General features: G+C 71.5%; 15 protein-coding genes. 7 read left to right on the forward strand and 8 right to left on the reverse strand.

The annotated features are described in order from the left end of the window. A partial coding sequence (locus ITP53_RS46115; protein WP_195901816.1) for a serine/threonine-protein kinase occupies positions 1 to 799 on the reverse strand: 799 nt, incomplete at its 3' end. A 109-nt stretch (positions 800 to 908) separates the two neighbouring features. On the opposite strand from ITP53_RS46115, the gene meaB reads away from it, so the two are divergent. The 3 genes from meaB to ITP53_RS46130 all read left to right on the forward strand — a co-directional run bounded on the left by meaB (position 909) and on the right by ITP53_RS46130 (position 5,101). Then, positions 909 to 1,868 carry a methylmalonyl Co-A mutase-associated GTPase MeaB gene (meaB, locus tag ITP53_RS46120; protein ID WP_195901817.1) on the forward strand — a complete coding sequence of 320 codons (960 nt, stop codon included), beginning with the start codon at positions 909 to 911 and terminating at the stop codon, positions 1,866 to 1,868. Positions 1,869 to 2,024: 156 nt separating this feature from the next. Further along, on the forward strand, positions 2,025 to 4,157 hold the full coding sequence (locus ITP53_RS46125; RefSeq protein WP_195901818.1) for a CehA/McbA family metallohydrolase: 2,133 nt from the start codon (positions 2,025 to 2,027) through the stop codon (positions 4,155 to 4,157). Between the two features lie 5 nt (positions 4,158 to 4,162). Then, on the forward strand, positions 4,163 to 5,101 hold the full coding sequence (locus tag ITP53_RS46130; RefSeq protein ID WP_195901819.1) for an acyltransferase domain-containing protein: 939 nt from the start codon (positions 4,163 to 4,165) through the stop codon (positions 5,099 to 5,101). Here ITP53_RS46130 and ITP53_RS46135 read toward each other — a convergent pair whose 3' ends face one another. Both ITP53_RS46135 and ITP53_RS46140 read right to left on the reverse strand, forming a co-directional pair. Next, positions 5,102 to 5,473 carry an acyl-CoA thioesterase gene (locus ITP53_RS46135; protein WP_195901820.1) on the reverse strand — a complete coding sequence of 124 codons (372 nt, stop codon included), beginning with the start codon at positions 5,471 to 5,473 and terminating at the stop codon, positions 5,102 to 5,104. A 5-nt stretch (positions 5,474 to 5,478) separates the two neighbouring features. After that, positions 5,479 to 7,236, reverse strand: coding sequence for an AMP-dependent synthetase/ligase (locus tag ITP53_RS46140; RefSeq protein ID WP_195901821.1), 1,758 nt, complete (start codon positions 7,234 to 7,236; stop codon positions 5,479 to 5,481). Positions 7,237 to 7,331: 95 nt separating this feature from the next. Here ITP53_RS46140 and ITP53_RS60740 point away from each other — a divergent pair, with 95 nt between their 5' ends. The 3 genes from ITP53_RS60740 (at position 7,332) to ITP53_RS46155 (ending at position 10,655) form a co-directional block, all read left to right on the forward strand. Continuing rightward, entirely contained in the window at positions 7,332 to 7,697 is a 366-nt protein-coding gene (locus ITP53_RS60740) for a CGNR zinc finger domain-containing protein (RefSeq protein WP_195901822.1), read from the forward strand. Between the two features lie 245 nt (positions 7,698 to 7,942). Beyond that, entirely contained in the window at positions 7,943 to 9,640 is a 1,698-nt protein-coding gene (locus ITP53_RS46150) for an ABC-F family ATP-binding cassette domain-containing protein (RefSeq protein ID WP_195901823.1), read from the forward strand. A gap of 37 nt (positions 9,641 to 9,677) precedes the next feature. Next, positions 9,678 to 10,655: a hypothetical protein gene (locus ITP53_RS46155; protein ID WP_195901824.1), complete on the forward strand. Its 978-nt coding sequence runs from the start codon at positions 9,678 to 9,680 to the stop codon at positions 10,653 to 10,655. A 78-nt stretch (positions 10,656 to 10,733) separates the two neighbouring features. Here ITP53_RS46155 and ITP53_RS46160 read toward each other — a convergent pair whose 3' ends face one another. Both ITP53_RS46160 and ITP53_RS46165 read right to left on the reverse strand, forming a co-directional pair. After that, positions 10,734 to 11,003 (reverse strand): TFIIB-type zinc ribbon-containing protein, encoded by a 270-nt coding sequence (locus tag ITP53_RS46160; RefSeq protein WP_195901825.1) that lies wholly within the window; start codon positions 11,001 to 11,003, stop codon positions 10,734 to 10,736. Between the two features lie 59 nt (positions 11,004 to 11,062). Then, positions 11,063 to 11,917 carry a phosphotransferase family protein gene (locus ITP53_RS46165; RefSeq protein ID WP_195901826.1) on the reverse strand — a complete coding sequence of 285 codons (855 nt, stop codon included), beginning with the start codon at positions 11,915 to 11,917 and terminating at the stop codon, positions 11,063 to 11,065. 17 nt (positions 11,918 to 11,934) lie between these two features. Between ITP53_RS46165 and ITP53_RS46170 the strand changes: the two genes are divergently transcribed. Next, a complete protein-coding gene (locus ITP53_RS46170; RefSeq protein WP_195901827.1) occupies positions 11,935 to 12,822 on the forward strand; it encodes a TIGR03619 family F420-dependent LLM class oxidoreductase in 888 nt (295 codons plus the stop codon). A 36-nt stretch (positions 12,823 to 12,858) separates the two neighbouring features. Here ITP53_RS46170 and ITP53_RS46175 read toward each other — a convergent pair whose 3' ends face one another. The 3 genes from ITP53_RS46175 to ITP53_RS46185 all read right to left on the reverse strand — a co-directional run. Next, positions 12,859 to 13,239, reverse strand: coding sequence for a VOC family protein (locus ITP53_RS46175; RefSeq protein WP_195901828.1), 381 nt, complete (start codon positions 13,237 to 13,239; stop codon positions 12,859 to 12,861). A 26-nt stretch (positions 13,240 to 13,265) separates the two neighbouring features. Next, the gene (locus ITP53_RS46180) at positions 13,266 to 14,471 is read right to left on the reverse strand and encodes a cytochrome P450 (RefSeq protein WP_195901829.1); all 1,206 of its coding nucleotides are present in this window, start codon (positions 14,469 to 14,471) and stop codon (positions 13,266 to 13,268) included. Continuing rightward, on the reverse strand, positions 14,468 to 15,247 hold a 780-nt coding region (locus ITP53_RS46185), incomplete at its 5' end, for a CurL C-terminal domain-containing protein (RefSeq protein ID WP_207757382.1). The genes ITP53_RS46180 and ITP53_RS46185, both read right to left, overlap by 4 nt.

Here is a 15,247-nt window from a genome sequence, read left to right on the forward strand (position 1 = left end):
GCTTGGTGGACGGGTGGCGGAGGGGGGCGGCCAGGCGGAGGAGGACGTCGCGCATGGCCGGGCGGGCGGACGGGTCCTTGGCCAGGCAGGCGGACACGACCTCGCGGAGCGGCCCCCGCAGGTCGCCGGTCTGCGGCTCGTCGTTCAGTATGCGGTTGATCACCGCGGGCAGCGAGTCGTCGCCGAACGGCGGCGTCCCCGTGGCCGCGAACACGATCACCGACGCCCACGCGAACACGTCCGCCGGCGCCCCCACCGACTTCCCCGCGAGCTGCTCGGGAGCCATGTACGCGGGCGTCCCCACGATGTTGCTGGTGGCGCTGATCCCCGAGGCGAACGCCCCCGCGACGCAGAAGTCCACCACCCGCGGCCCGTCGGCCCCGAGCAGCACGTTCGAAGGCTTGAAGTCCGCGTGCACGGCCCCGGCCTGGTGGATCGCGTCCAGCGCGGTCGCGGTCGCCACGGCGAGCCGCTGCAAATCCGCCCCGCCGTGCCTGCCCACCTGCTGGAGCGAGGGCCCGTCCACGTACTCGGCCACGATGTACGGCCTGCCGGACGTGGCGGCGTCGAGCACCTGCGCCAGGCAGAACGGCTCCACCCGGCGCGCGGCCGCCAGCACCTCGGCGAGGCGGTCGCCGTCGGTCAGCCCCTCGCGCAGCACCTTGACGGCGACGGGTGTCCCGTTGCGGGCCTGGCCGAGATAGACGACACCGTGGCCGCCCGCGCCCAGCCGCCCGACCAGCCGGTAGGGTCCCACCGCTGCCGGGTCGCCCTCGCGCAGGGGTTCGACGTTGGGCATGAGGGGAGTGACTCCTGTGACGGCTGAGCTGAACTCCAGCACCCTACTGGCAAAGGTCAAGACTTGTCAGAAGTTAGGCTGATCAACAAGAAGAAAGGGGGGAAACAGGATGCACTCGCTGGAGGACTACGCCGACGGCGTACGTACGGGCTCCCGTACGTGGATCGCCAGGGCGATCACGCTGGTCGAGTCGACCAGGCCCGACCACATGGCTCTGGCGCAGCGGCTGCTCGTCGAGCTGACCCCGCTGACCGGGCACGCGCGCAGGGTCGGCATCTCGGGCGTGCCCGGTGTGGGGAAGTCCACGTTCATCGACACGCTCGGAACTCTCCTTACCGGGCAGGGGCACAAGGTCGCCGTGCTGGCCGTGGACCCGTCCTCCAGCAGGACGGGCGGCAGCATCCTGGGGGACAAGACCCGCATGGCCCGCCTGGCGGTCGATCCCGCCGCCTTCATCCGCCCGTCGCCGACCTCCGGCACGCTGGGCGGCGTCACCAAGGCGACCAGGGAGGCCATGATCGTGGTCGAGGCGGCAGGCTTCGACGTCGTCCTGGTCGAGACCGTCGGCGTCGGGCAGTCGGAGACCGCGGTGGCCGACATGGTGGACACGTTCCTGCTGCTCACCCTGGCCCGCACCGGCGACCAGCTGCAGGGGATCAAGAAGGGCGTGCTGGAGCTGGCCGACGTCATCGCGGTCAACAAGGCCGACGGCGAGCACCAGCTCCCCGCCAGGAAGGCAGCTCGCGAGCTGGCCGGCGCGCTGCGCATGCTGCGCTCCGACACCGCCCCGCCGCCCGTGCTCACCTGCAGCGGCCTCACCGGCGACGGCCTGGAGAAGCTCTGGCGGCACGTCGTGGCCCACCAGGACGCGCTCGACCTGGCCGTCAAGCGCCGCCGCCAGCAGGTCCAGTGGACCTGGACCCTCGTACGTGAGCGGCTGCTGTCCGAGCTGCGCAACGATCCCGAGGTCGCGGCGATCAGCGAGGAGGTGGAACGCGAGGTCCTGTCTGGCAAGCTGACCCCCTCTCTCGCGGCCGATCGCCTTCTGTCCGCGTTCAAGCGCTCCTGACCTTTTCCTGCCACCAGGCGGCGCAGCCGGATACCCACCGGGGGTGGAGATACCTTCCTCCCGGGCTGAAGTATCCGTATCCGCAACGTCACACTCCGTCGGTCCTCCTGTTGCGGCGTGCCACGATGTCGCGGAACCGACTTGGGAGAGGTGCGAATGTGCGCGGAACCGATGCTGCCCGGCAAGGTGGCGGGGGCTCTGGAGGAGTACGGCCGGCTGCTGGGGGAGCACGGGATCACCTGGGGCGAACCGGAGAACCACTATGTGAAGTTCTTCGCCAGGCGCCGGGTGCTGCCGCCCGCGCTCTTCGACCGCTTCTGGGAGCTCGTCTGCAAGTCGGTCGCCGAGACTCACCCCGGCGAGCCGCCCGACCGGCTCGCCACCCGTCTGGACGAGCCCGACTACGACCGGGTGCTGCGTGACACCCTCGACGGGGAGTTGCCCGCGCACCTCGTCGCCGTACGGGTGATCCCGGACGGGGTCGAGGTCGAAGGCACGCCGAGGACCGTCCTGCTGCCCACCGCCTACCCGCCACGCCAGAACAAAGGCGACGGTAAGCGGCACACGCCGCCGATACCGCTGCCCGACCGCGGTGAGGAGGGGATCTCCCTGCTCATCGACTCCAGCCGCGACCACTCGTGCCGGGTCATCGTGGACGACCTGAAGCGCGAGCTGGGTCCCCGCGGCGCCTGGCTGGTCGAGGCGGACCACGGCAGCATGGTCCTCATCGACGGCAGGCGGGTGCGCCTCAACACCCTCCTGCGCCCCACCCACTCCGCCAGGCTCCGCCTCGTGGCCGGGATGCCCTGCCGGTGGAGCGTCATGAGCTGGGACGGCCAGGGCTGGTACCCGCCCGGCACCCCGCACCGCTACGACTTCCACGGCCGCCCGTACTTCCACGGCGACGACGTCGTCGTCGAGGTCCCCGCCCACCCGCTCACGATCACCGTCACCAGGGGCATGGAGCACGACAGGAAGGAGCTGGAGCTCAGGCCGGAGCCAGGCGAGGAACACCTGATCGGCCTCACCCCCGAACGCCTCTACGACGCCGCCGCCCGCGGCTGGTACGGCGCCGACATGCACGTCCACCTCAACTGGGGCGGCGACGTAGTGAGCGTCCCCGCGGACGCCGCCGCCGCGCAGCACGGCGAGGACCTGCACGTGCTCAACCTGCTGGCCGGCAACGTCTCCGGCCGGCGCGTCTACGACCGCGAGGCCCTCGAACAGTGGACGGGTGAGGACCTGCCGTGGTCCGACGCCACGCACCTGGCCAGGATGGGCGTCGAATACCGCAACGACCTGCTCGGCCACGTCTACGCCTTCGCGCCGCGCGCCGCCCCGGCCCGCTTCCACACCGGGTTCGACGGCGACGCGGACTGGCCGCCCAACGCCGACGGGCTGCGGGAGCTACGCGGGCTCGGGGCGCTCGTCGGCTACAGCCACCCGTTCCGCACGCCGATCACCGACGGCGCGCCGCCCCAGGGCGTCGTCTCGCCGGTCCCGCGCAACTGCGCCGCCCGCGAGCTGGTCGCCGACGCCGCGCTCGGGCTCGTGGACAGCCTCGACGTGCTCACCCACGCCTCGATCGCGTCGACGGCCGCGGTGTACCGGCGGCTGATCGGCGCGGGCAACCGGCTCGCGGTGACCGCGGGGACGGACGCGATGATCTCCTTCACCCGCTCGGACAACCAGTCGAACCCGCCCGGCTGGGCCCGCGTCTACGCCCGCACCGACGGGCCGCTGACCGCCCGGGCGTTCGCCGCCGCCGTACGCGCGGGCCGTACGTTCGCCACCACCGGGCCCTGGCTGGAGCTGTCGGTCAACGGCCACGGCCCCGGCCACGTCATCCAGGCCCGCCGGGGCGACCGGATCAGCGTCACCGCCCGCGCGATCGGGCCCGAGGTGGCGGCCGTGCGCATCCGTACCGCCGATGGCGTGCGGGCGGGAGGGGAGCGGCTGCGGGACGAGGACGGCGGCCGGGACGAGGCGCTGAGCGTGACGGCCGACCTGCGGCTGGACGGGCCGACGTACGTGGTGGCCGAGGTCCTGTGCGACCCCCACCCCCGCACCATGACCTCCACCGGGTACGCCCTCACCAGCCCCGTCTACGTGGACGTGGACGGCAGGCAGGTCGCCAGGGAGGAGGACGTGCGCTGGTGCCTGGAGTGGCTCGACCTGCTGGAGGACCTGATCAGGCAGCACGGCCGCCTGGCGAGCCCACTCCAGTTCGGTGACCACATGTCCCTGCTCGAGCAGGCGAGGGCGATCTACCGGGCGCGGCTAGGCTGACCGGAATGAAGGTCGAACTCCTGCTGCGCCCCCACCCCGCCTGGCTCGAGCACCTCGAGTCCCTGGGTGGCTTCGACGTCACCTTCCCCGACGATCTCCCCTCGGAGCTGCTCAGGCTCACCGTCCCGCACGAGGACGTCAACGCCGTCATCGCGGATCGCCCCGAGCCGGGCGGCCCGCGGTGGTGGCTGTTGGAGCGGTGCGTGCACTCGCTCGTGTCCACGATGGGCCGGGTGGAGGACCCGCCGCGGTTCGTGCCGCTGCCGGAGCTGGGGCCGTACTTCTACGTGCACGTCTATCTCGCCGCGCTGCCGTACACCCGGAGATACCATCGCGAGCTGGGCGTTCCGGAGGAGGTGTCCTGGGCGACGTTCACCGATCTGGGGCGCAACATGGCCGTGCACCGCAAGCGCCACGGCACCGGCGGGCTGCACGCGCCCGACTGGTTCATGCTGCACGCCAGGGGGATCCTCTACCAGCTCGGCCGGCTCCAGTTCAACAGGGCCGTGCTCGGCCCCTCCGCGAGCGAGGCCGTCACGGTCGCGGGGCTGCCGGTGGAGCCCGGGTCGCCGTCGCTCGGCGTGCACATCCCCGACTTCCACGGCTCGCTGACGCCCGAGGAGTGCGACGCGTCGTTCGAGCTGGCCAGGAGCTTCTTCCCCCGGCACTTCCCCGGCGAGCGGCCGCGCGTCATGACGTGCGGGTCGTGGGTGCTGGACGACCAGCTCGCCGGCTACCTGCCCGCATCCTCCAACATCGTCGCCTTCCAGCGCCGTTTCCACCTGCTGCACAGGTTCGACGACAGCGAGATGCTGTCGTTCGTGTTCGGGAGGGAGGCCGACCTGGCCGAGCTGCCGCGCCGCACGCGGCTGGAGCGGGCCATCGCCGACCACCTCGCGGCCGGCGGCACCTGGCACGGCCGCATCGGCTGGCTTCCCTTCTGACTAAGGGGGTGTTGTGAGCATGCCGGGCAGCGGGGCCGCCACCCCGTCGCGTACGCACACGTACGTGATCGTGCCGACGGCCACCAGTTCGCCCTCTCTCCGTACGGTGAAGGTCATCGTCAGTGACGTGGTGCCGACCCGGGCCGGCGCGCTCTCCACGGCCAGTACGTCGCCGAGGCGGGCGGGTGCGTGATGCTCGCAGCCGCTCGCCTTGACCACCAGGTCGGCTCCCTCGCGCCGGAGCCGGTCGTAGCCGCCTCTCGCGCCGAGCCAGTCGAGGAAGGCGTCCTCGAAATACTCGTAGTAGCGGATGGCGTGCATCATGGCCTGCGCGTCGCAGTGCCGTGGCCGCACCGGGAGATGGGAGATCACGGGGATCAGGCGTAGAAGGAGTCGAGCGTACCGCCGTGGCGCTCCTCGACGGCCTTCCGCTTGATCTTGAGGCTGGGCGTCAGCTCTCCCGTCTCCACCGTGAAGTCCTCCGCCAGGATCGCGAACTTCTTGATCGTCGCGTAGCTCGCCTGGTCCGCGTTGACCCGTTCGACGGCCTTGCGCACCTCCGCCAGCATGCGCGGGTGCACGCGCAACTCCTCCGGGTCGGCCGGCAGCGACTCCGCCGCCGCCCACGGCCCGGTCACCTCCATGTCGAGCGTGACCAGCGCCGTGACGTAGTTGCGCCGGTCGCCGTGGACGAACACGTGCGACACGTACGGGCAGGCCGCCTTGAGCCGGCCCTCCAGGTACGTCGGCGCGATGTACTTGCCGCCCGAGGTCTTGATCAGCTCCTTCTTGCGGTCGGTGATGGTCAGCCGCCCGGCCGAGTCCAGCTCACCGATGTCGCCGGTACGCAGCCAGCCGTCCTCCAGCGTCTGGGCCGTCTCCTCCGGCAGGCCGTGGTAGCCGCGCATGACGCCGCGCCCGCCGATCAGGATCTCGCCGTCGTCGTCGATGCGGACCTCGGTGCCGGGGAACGGCGGCCCGACCGTGCCGAAGCGCACCGACTCCGGCCGGTTGAGGAAGCTGCCCGCCGAGGACTCGGTGAGGCCGTAGCCCTCGAGGATCGTCAGACCGGCGCCGTCGAAGAACTCGGCGATGTCCTTCGACAGCGGGGCCGCCCCGGAGATGAAGAACCGGATCCGGCCGCCGAACCTGGTCCGCAACTTGGTGAACACCAGGCGGTCTGCCAGGGCGTACTCGATCCTGGTGGTCAGCGGGACGGCCTTCCCTGCCTGACGGGCCCTGCTGACCCTGATGCCGGTCGCCCGCGCCCAGTTGAAGATCTTCAGCTTGACGCCGCCCTCGCGCTCCTGGGTGGCGGCTACGGTGTTGTGGATCTTCTCGAAGATGCGCGGCGCGGCCGCCATGAACGTCGGCCGCAGCACGCCGAGATTGTCGGCGATCTTGTCGAGGCGGCCGTCGATCGCGGTCGGCACGCCGATGCCGATCATCACCACCTCCAGCAGCTTGCCGAACGAGTGGGACAGCGGCAGCCACAGGAAGTGCAGGTCGTCCCCGGAGATCATGCCGAGCTCGCGCACGGCGCTCGCGGTGTAGAGCCAGTTGTCGTGGGTCAGCTCCACGCCCTTGGGGCGGCCGGTGGTGCCCGAGGTGTAGATGAGCGTCGCCAGGTCGTCCTGGGCGATGGCGTCGACCATCGCGTCGTAGTCGCCGTCGCCCTGGCCGCTCAACGAGTCGAACGTGATCACCCACCCGTCGTCGCTCGGCGAGCCGTCGACGACCACCACGTGCGTGACGTCGGGCAGCTCCTTCCGCACGGAGAGGAGCTTGGCGACCTGGTCGTCGTTCTCGGCGATGACGATCGTGCTGCCGGAGTCGGTGATGACGAAGGCGGACTCGGCGGCCGTGTTGGACGGGTAGATCGTGGTCGTGGCCGCCCCCGTGGCCAGCACCGCCAGGTCGGCGAGGATCCATTCGAGCCGGGTCGAGCACAGGATCGACACGCGCCTGCCGGGGCCGGCGCCGAGCTCGGCCAGGCCCAGGGCCAGCCCGCGCACCTGCTCGCCCACCTCCCGCCACGAAAGCGAGGCCCAGCCGTCGTCCGAGGGCGTCCGGTACGCCTCCGCGTCCGGGGTCGCCGCGATCCGATCGCGCAGCAGGGAGGGAATGCTTGCCATACCTGACCTCCTGGGGGTGTTGACCAGACTCTAGGACCACATCCCCGTATCAGTCGACGTTTCCGGATCGTTTCCGGGAGCGGCGCGGGGCGGCCGTGGCGACCAGGTTCGCCGTGCGCACCTCCCAGGCGCCGCAGGCGCACCGTAAGTACGACACGACGCCCTCGGAGGTGCGGTGGGACGAGACGACGGTCAGGGCGAAGGGGTCGTGCGGCGAGCCGCACCTGCACTTCTACTCCCACGACGCCGACGTCGTCTCCAGGGCGAAGGACACCTCGGCGGGGGGACTGGCCATGGCGATGTCGTTCGCCGGCGGCCGCCGCCTGGGGCGCTGCGACAGGGAGGGCTGCGCGACCGTCTACGTCGACACCTCGCGCAACGGGCGGCGCCGGTTCTGCTCACTGGCCTGCGCCAACAGGGTCAACGTGGCGGCGCACCGGGCACGTCACCTTGCCGGTTAGACCGCGGCTCGCATAGACTCCCCAACATCTTATCGCCGAGCCGTGGGGGCTGTTGACGTGAGGATCTGAGGTCGCGGGCACCGCGCCGTTCCGCCCTGCCGATGAGCATGGGCATGCGCGCACACCTGGACCTCGGCGAGATCCTCGCCCTCATCGCGAACTCCGCGAGTTCCCGTGTGTCGCACGCATCTGCGGTGATTCCCGCCAAGTCACGAAATTTCGACGTTTGTGACGGGAGCCGCCTTATGCCTTTTTCCATTGTTGTTGATCATGTGTCCTTCGGCTGGTCCGACGGCACGACCGTGCTCGACTGCCTCGACGCCGCGTTCCCCGCCGGACGTACCGGGCTTATCGGGGTCAACGGGTCGGGCAAGTCCACGCTGCTGAGGATCATCGCCGGTGAGCTGGTCCCGCTGTCCGGATCGGTGTCGGTCTGGGGTGAGGTGGGATACCTGCCGCAGAACGTCCCGCTGGCCGCCCGCCGTACCGTGCCCGACCTGCTGGAGATCAGCGGGAAGCGGGCGGCGCTGCACGCCATCGAGGGCGGCGACGTGGCCGAGGAGCACTTCGCCGCGGTCGGGGACGACTGGGACGTCGAGGAGCGCGCGCTCGCCGAGCTCGACCGGCTCGGACTCGGCCACATCGGCCTCGACCGCACGGTCGGCACGCTCTCCGGCGGCGAGACCATCATGGTCGCGCTGGCCGCGCAACTGCTGAAACGGCCCGAGGTGCTGCTGCTCGACGAGCCCACCAACAACCTCGACCTGGACGCGCGGGAACGGCTCTACGCCGCCGTCGACTCCTGGCCGGGTGTGCTGCTGGTCGTCAGCCACGACCGGGCACTGCTGGAGCTGGTCGACCAGGTCGCCGAGCTGCGCGATGGCGTCGTACGCATGTACGGCGGCAACCTGACCCGCTACGAGGAGCAGGTCGCCGCCGAGCAGGAGGCCGCCGAGCGCACCGTACGCGTCGCGGAAGGCGAGGTACGACGGCAGCAACGCGAACTCATCGAGGCCAGGACCAAGATGGACAGGAGCCTGCGTTACGGAAGGAAGGCGTTCGAGAACAAGAAGGTGCCGAAGATCGTCGCGAACGGTCTCAAGCGGAAGGCCCAGGTGTCCGCGGGCAAGCAGCGCACCCTGCACACGGAGAAACTGGAGGAGGCGCGGGAGCGGCTGACCGAGGCCGAGCAGGCCGTACGCGACGACGACGAGATCCGCATCCCGTTGCCGGGCACCGAGGTCCCCGCCGGCCGCACGGTCCTCACCCTCCCCCTCTCACCACCCTCCGGCCCTCGGGCCAGTGAGACCAGTGAGACCAGGGAGGCCAAGGAGTGCCAGGTGGTCGATTCGGTTGGGGAAGCCGGTGGTGGCGTGGCAAACGAGGCGGAAGCGGGGGAGAAGGCCGGTGAGGCGGTGCGCGTGCTGGAGACGCTGGTCATTCGCGGGCCCGAGCGCATCGCGCTGCTCGGCCCGAACGGCTCGGGCAAGACCACGCTGCTCAAGCGGATCGTCGAGCACGGCGCCCACGTGCCGGTGCGCTACCTGCCCCAGCGGCTCGACCTGCTGGACGACCGGCTCAGCGTGGTGGACAACGTCCGCGCCCTGGCGCCGTCGGCCTCGGTGAACGACGTGCGGGCGCGGCTGGCGCGCTTCCTGTTCCGGGGTGAGCGGGTCAACCAGGCCGTCGGCACGCTGTCGGGTGGCGAGCGGTTCCGCGCCACGCTGGCCGCCCTGCTGTCGGCGGAGCCGCCGCCCCAGCTGCTCCTGCTCGACGAGCCGACGAACAACCTGGACATGCCCAGCGTCCGTCAGCTCGCCCAGGCGCTGGCGTCGTACCGGGGGGCGCTCATCGTGGCCGGCCACGATCTGCCGTTCCTGGAGACGCTCGGCATCACCCGCTGGTTGCGGCAGGACCGGGAGGTCGGACTGACCGAATCATGATTGACGTTTAGGGAGCAACCGGGCGATAGTGTGGCAGGTGGCAGCACCCCGGTTGATCTCCTGCGTTCTCGCGTTAGCGACGCTCACCGCGTGCTCGTCGTCCGTGCCCTCACCGACAGGTGGCGAGCCGAAGGTCAGCGGTGTGGCCGGCGGCAGCGACGGGGCCGTCCCCAACGGCGGTGGCACGGTGGCGAGCAGCCCGAGCCCCACCGCGCTGACCCCCGAGGCGTACAAGGAGGAGCTCGACCGCCGGCACAAGTCGATGGCCGGCGCGATCGACGCCGTGGCGGGCGCGCGCGGGGTCAAGACACTGGACCAGCGGGTCGGCCGGGCCGAGGAGGCACTGAGCGGCGCCGCCGACGCGCTGGCCGCGATCACCCCGCCCGACGCCGTACGCGCCCAGCACGACACGTACGTCTCCAGCCTGCGTGACCTCGCCACCGAGTTGGGCTCGACGGCCGGCAAGGTCGGCGCGCGGGACCTCTGCACGTCCTCAGCGGTGCTCACCGACCTCGACGACCGGCTCGCCGCGCTCGACGAGGCCGGCGAGGCCCTGCAGAGCGCCGGGGACTTCCCCGCCGACGTCGTCGACGTGAAGGCCGCCGACCGCCGGACCAGGCGGCTGAGCAACGGCTCGTTCATCCGCCAGGGCACCCTCAACGGCCGCAGCTCCCTGGAGATCGACAACGGCGGCGCCAGCGACGCCGTGATCACCGTCATGAGGGGTGGCAGCAAGGCGTTCAGCGTGTACGTGCGCAAGAAGACCAAGTTCAAGGTCAAGGGCGTACGGGACGGCAACTACAAGATCTACTTCACGCACGGCGTGGACTGGGACGCCAAGAGCAGGGCGTTCACGCGGGACTGCAGTTTCGAGCGGTTCCAGAAGACGGTGACGTTCAAGACGACCTTCACCGCGACGCAGATCCGCTGGCACGACTGGCGGATCACGCTGCACGCCATCTCGGGCGGCAACGCCCGCACCTCGCAGGTGGACCCGGAGGACTTCCCCACCTGACGAGCCCTTTCACCCAGGCGATCCTGGTGGGGGCCGCGCATCCCGCGGACGCGCGGCCCTGCTCCGATCAGGTTTCGATCAGGTGGAGAAGAGCATGCCCACCCAGCTGCGCTGGCCGCGGTGGCCGTAGTGACCCCCGTGGCCACCGTGGCCGCCGTGCGGCGCGCCCCAAGCGGGACCGGGGGCCGGTCCGGGCGGCGGAGGCGCGTGATACTGCGTCTCCATCCGGCTCAGCGTCTCCAGCTCGCCGTAGTCCAGGAAGATCCCACGGCAGTTGTCGCACTGCTCGATGTGGACGCCGTTGCGCTCGTAGGTCCGCATGTTCCCGCGGCACTTAGGGCACTGCATCTAAGTCGCTCTCCTTGGCTATGAGGTCTCCAGGATGAAACCTACCCCGCGCAACCCCGTCACGCTCGGACGATTCTGTTGCACGATTCGACCAACGAATGTTCGACCTCGTCGAGTTCCCGGCCTTCCCGCCCGGCGTTGAGCACGGCCACGGCGGCCAGCTGCACGGTCAGGGCCCTGGCCGGCAGGTCGAGCCGCTCCCAGGGGTCGTGCCCCTGGCCGAGCGCGGGCCCGCCGGAGCCCAGATACGCCCCCAGGAACCGCTCCCACACGTCAGGTTCGAGCAGCCCCGCGGCGTACCAGGCGGCGGGCCTGGCCAGGTCCCACGCCGGGTCGCCGACGCCGAGGTCGTCGACGTCGATGAGTCGCCAGCCGTCCCGGTGGACGAGCTGCCCCAGGTGCCAGTCACCGTGCGTGAGCAGCTTCGGCAGCGGCGCCGGCTCTGGCAGCTCCTTGAACACCCGCCTGATCAACTGCTCCACGGGGCCGTCGCCGGCCATCCGGTCCACCGCGCGGGCGGCCCGCGCGGGGCCTCCGGCGGCGGGCAGCACGGGCATCAGGGTGAGGGGGATCGCGTGCAGCCTGGCCAGCAGCCTGGCGCCCTCCTCCCAGGGGGCCGAACCTGGGTCGTCCTGCGCGACGGGACGGCCCGCTGGCCACACCGTCACCGCGCGGCCCCCGGCCGACAGCACCTCGGGATCGAGCGGGGCCAGCATCACGCCGTTGACCGCGGCCGAGGCGACGGCCCGCAGCCTGATCCGCAACGACTCAGGGTCGTCGCGCGCGGAATGTGCCTTGACCACCACCTCGCCCCTGCGTAACACCACGACATCCGTGCGCGTCGCGTGCAACACCGGCGCTCCGGTGCCGCCGTACGCCGCGGCGATACCTACCAGCTCCTCCTCCAGACCCACTCGTACAGACTAGGGGTATGAGAATCGGTTTCGCCCTTCCGCAGTCGGGGCCCTGGGCCACACCGGAGAACATGCGCCGCATCGCCACGCGAGCGGAGGAACTCGGCTATCACGAGCTGTGGACGTTCCAGCGGCTGCTGTATCCCGTCGGGCACACCATGGGGCCGACCTACCGCAGCGTGCACGACCCGCTGATCACGCTGGCGCACGTGGCCGGCGCGACGAGCAGGATCAGGCTCTCTGTCGCGGTCATCAACGCGTACGTCCAGCCGGTGCTGCTGGCCAAACAGCTGGCCACGCTGCAGACGATCTCGGGCGGCCGGGTCACGGCCGGCATCGGGCTGGGCTGGCTGCCGGAGGAGTTCGAGGCGTCGGGGGTGGCCTTCGGCGGGCGCGGGCGCAGGGTCGAGGAGTTCGTCGAGGTGCTGCGCAAGGCGTGGGCGGACGACGTGGTGGAGCACGCCGGCGAGTTCTACCGGGTGCCGCCGTCCCACATCGACCCCAAGCCGCTGCCAGGCCCGCCACCGATCCTGCTCGGCGGCGCCGCCGAGCCCGCGCTGCGCCGCGCCGGGCGGCTGGCCGACGGCTGGGTCAGCGCCAGCAGAACCGACCTGACGGCCATCGGCGGCCAGGTGGAGCTGATCAAGGCGGAGCTGGCCGCGTCGGGGCGGGACGCGAGCGCGTTCCGGTTCGCGTGCCGCGGCGTCACGCAGGTCAGGGCGGGCGGTGAGCGCCGTCCGCTGATGGGCACGTACGAGCAGATCAGGGCCGACGTCGACGAGTTGGCCGCGAGCGGTGTGACGGACGTCTTCCACGACCTGCAGTTCGACCGCGAGATCGTCACGACCGGCGTCAAGGAGGCGATGAGCCGGGCCGAGGAGGCGCTGGAGGCACTCGCGCCCTGACCGCCCGCCCTCGCGGGCGATCGAGGAGGCGCGGGTCTAGCCGCCGCCGTACGGGACCGTGATGATCTCCAGGTTGTGGCCGTTGGGATCGGACCAGTAGAGGCCGCGCCCGCCGTCACGGGTGTTGATCCGCTCCGGCTCGTGGTGGTGCGGATCGGCCCAGTACGTCAGCCTGCGCTCCTTGATCCGGCCCCAGATCTGGTCGAACTCCTCCTCGCCGACCAGGAACGCGTAATGCTGCGGATGAACGGTCTCACCCGCCTGGACGACGTCCAGCGAGACGTCGTTGCCGAGCGAGACGACGCGGAACGGGCCGTAGACCGGCGCCGGCTCCAGACCGAGGACATCGGTCAGGAAGGCCGCCGTCGCGTCTCTGTCCTTGGCTTCCACGATCGTGTGGTTCAGGTGCACGGACATACTTCCAGGCTATTCCAGTGGCCGGCTCACGGCCTGTTCGAGGGCTCCAGCGCGACGGGAAGCGCGGCGACGCCGTTGATGAAGTTCGACGGCAGCCAGGTCACCGGCCCGGTCACCTCGAAGGCCCGCACGCTCGCCCGCAGCTCGGCCAGCAGGGCGCGCAACTCGGCGCGGGCCAGCTCGGCGCCCAGGCAGAAGTGCGGGCCGTGGCCGAACGTCAGGTGCCTGTTCGGCGTCCTGCCCACGTCGAAGCGGTCGGGCTCGTCGAAGACGGTCTCGTCGCGGTTGGCCGACACGGTCCACAGCGCGACCACGTCACCGGCCGCGATCCGGCGCCCGCCCAGCTCGGCGTCCCGCGTGGCGAGCCTGCCCACGTGGGCGGCGGGCGTCGTCCAGCGCAGGATCTCCTCGGCCGCCGGGCCGATGAGCGCGGGGTCCGCGCGCAGGCGCTCCCACTGCTCGCCGTACGTGGCCAGCGCCAGCACGCCGCCGGCCATCGCCAGCCTGGCGGTCTCGTCGCCGCCGATGATGAGGTTGTAGCAGTTGAGCAGCACCTCCTCCTCGGTCAGGTCGCTTCCGACCAGGAGGCTGATGACGTCGTCGCCGGGGGCCGCGCGGCGTTCCGCGGCCAGGCGGGTGTAGTAGAGCAGGATCTCGCTCTGGGCGATCCTGGCGGGCAGCGGCGTGCCGGTCGTGGAGTCCGGGCTCTCGCCCAGCATGGCCTCGCCGGTCAGCCTCAGGACGCGTTGCCGGTCGCCCTCGGGGACGCCGAGCAGCTCGCAGATCGCGCGCAGCGGCACCTGGGCGGCCACCTCGGCCACGAAGTCACCGCCGCCGCGCCGTACCAGGGTGCCGAGCAGCTCTCTGGTGGCCACGGCGATCGAGTCGGTGACGGCGCCGAGGGCGCGCGGGCCGAACCCGGGCGTCAGGAGATGGCGCAGGCGGGTGTGCGGCGGGCCGTCCGTGACGACCAGCATCCGGCCCGCGCCCGGGTCGTGGCCGCGCAGGAGGGTACGGAGCATGTTGCCCCGGAGCGAGGTGAATGTGGCCGGGGCGCGCACGACGCGCAGCACGTCGGCGTGCCGGGTGACGCTCCAGAAGCTCTCGTGCTCGTGTACCGGGTCGTTGGCGCGCAGCCAGCGCCAGATCGGGGTGAGGTCGTGGGTGGCGTGCAGGTGCGGGTCGAGCAGGTCCAGCCGGTCGAGCTCGTCCGGGTCCGGCCGGCGTCTCATCGTTCCAGCTCGTCGAGGAGGTCGCCGAGGAGGTCGTCGTCCGGGCCGCGCAGGACCTGGGCGATGAGCCGGTCGAGGGGTTGTTCGCCGAGGAAGAGCTCGATGGGGGCGTCCAGGCCGAAGCGGTCGCGCAGCTCGGTGACCAGGAAGACGGCGGTCAGGGAGTCGCCGCCGGCCGTGAAGTACGTCTTGCCGAGGTCCGCGCGGTCGGACAGGGCCAGGGTGGTCATGAACAGCTCGGTCACCGCCGCCTCCCGGTCATCCGGCGGCTGCTCCTCGGTCGTCTGCGGGGCGCCCAGGGTGAGGGCGCCGTGGTCGTCCCCCGCGAAGGGGTACGTCGGGAGGTGGACGCGTCGTCCGCCCGCCGGCCACGTGACGTCCTGGCCCGCCTTCCACGCCTCGCCCAGGGCGGATCGGGTGCCGGCGGGGGCCCGCGAGGGTGCGGCGGTCTCCCGTGCGGTGGGTTCCTTGTGGGTGGTGGCGGGGGTCTCCCGTGTGGTGGGTTCCTTGTGGGTGGAGGCCAGGGTTTCCAGTGCTGTGGCGGCTTCCTCGTGGGTGGTGGCGGTGACGTAGGCGCGAGTGGCGAGGGTGGCGCGGCCGGTGGCCAGGGTGTGCGCGACGTCGGCCAGCGGGGGCGCGTCCGGCGCCCGCAGCGCCGCCGCCAGCCGCTGCGCCGCCGTGGTGAGCTGCGCCGGGGTGCGAGCGGACAGCGGCAGCACCACCACCGGCGCGGCCGGTCCGTGGCCCCCGTCTGGCCCAGTGCCTCCGTCTGGCCC

This window comes from Nonomuraea cypriaca, from assembly GCF_015645445.1.
GTDB classification, from domain to species: domain Bacteria; phylum Actinomycetota; class Actinomycetes; order Streptosporangiales; family Streptosporangiaceae; genus Nonomuraea; species Nonomuraea cypriaca.

Excerpts from the sequence above, each read along its gene's own strand:
- ITP53_RS46125 (WP_195901818.1), top strand. The coding sequence starts at position 2,025 with ATGTGCGCGGAACCGATGCTGCCCGGCAAGGTGGCGGGGGCTCTGGAG.
- ITP53_RS46180 (WP_195901829.1), bottom strand. The coding sequence starts at position 14,471 with ATGAGACGCCGGCCGGACCCGGACGAGCTCGACCGGCTGGACCTGCTC.
- meaB (WP_195901817.1), top strand. The coding sequence starts at position 909 with ATGCACTCGCTGGAGGACTACGCCGACGGCGTACGTACGGGCTCCCGT.
- ITP53_RS46160 (WP_195901825.1), bottom strand. The coding sequence starts at position 11,003 with ATGCAGTGCCCTAAGTGCCGCGGGAACATGCGGACCTACGAGCGCAAC.
- ITP53_RS46150 (WP_195901823.1), top strand. The coding sequence starts at position 7,943 with ATGCCTTTTTCCATTGTTGTTGATCATGTGTCCTTCGGCTGGTCCGAC.
- ITP53_RS46140 (WP_195901821.1), bottom strand. The coding sequence starts at position 7,236 with ATGGCAAGCATTCCCTCCCTGCTGCGCGATCGGATCGCGGCGACCCCG.
- ITP53_RS46170 (WP_195901827.1), top strand. The coding sequence starts at position 11,935 with ATGAGAATCGGTTTCGCCCTTCCGCAGTCGGGGCCCTGGGCCACACCG.
- ITP53_RS46175 (WP_195901828.1), bottom strand. The coding sequence starts at position 13,239 with ATGTCCGTGCACCTGAACCACACGATCGTGGAAGCCAAGGACAGAGAC.
- ITP53_RS46130 (WP_195901819.1), top strand. The coding sequence starts at position 4,163 with ATGAAGGTCGAACTCCTGCTGCGCCCCCACCCCGCCTGGCTCGAGCAC.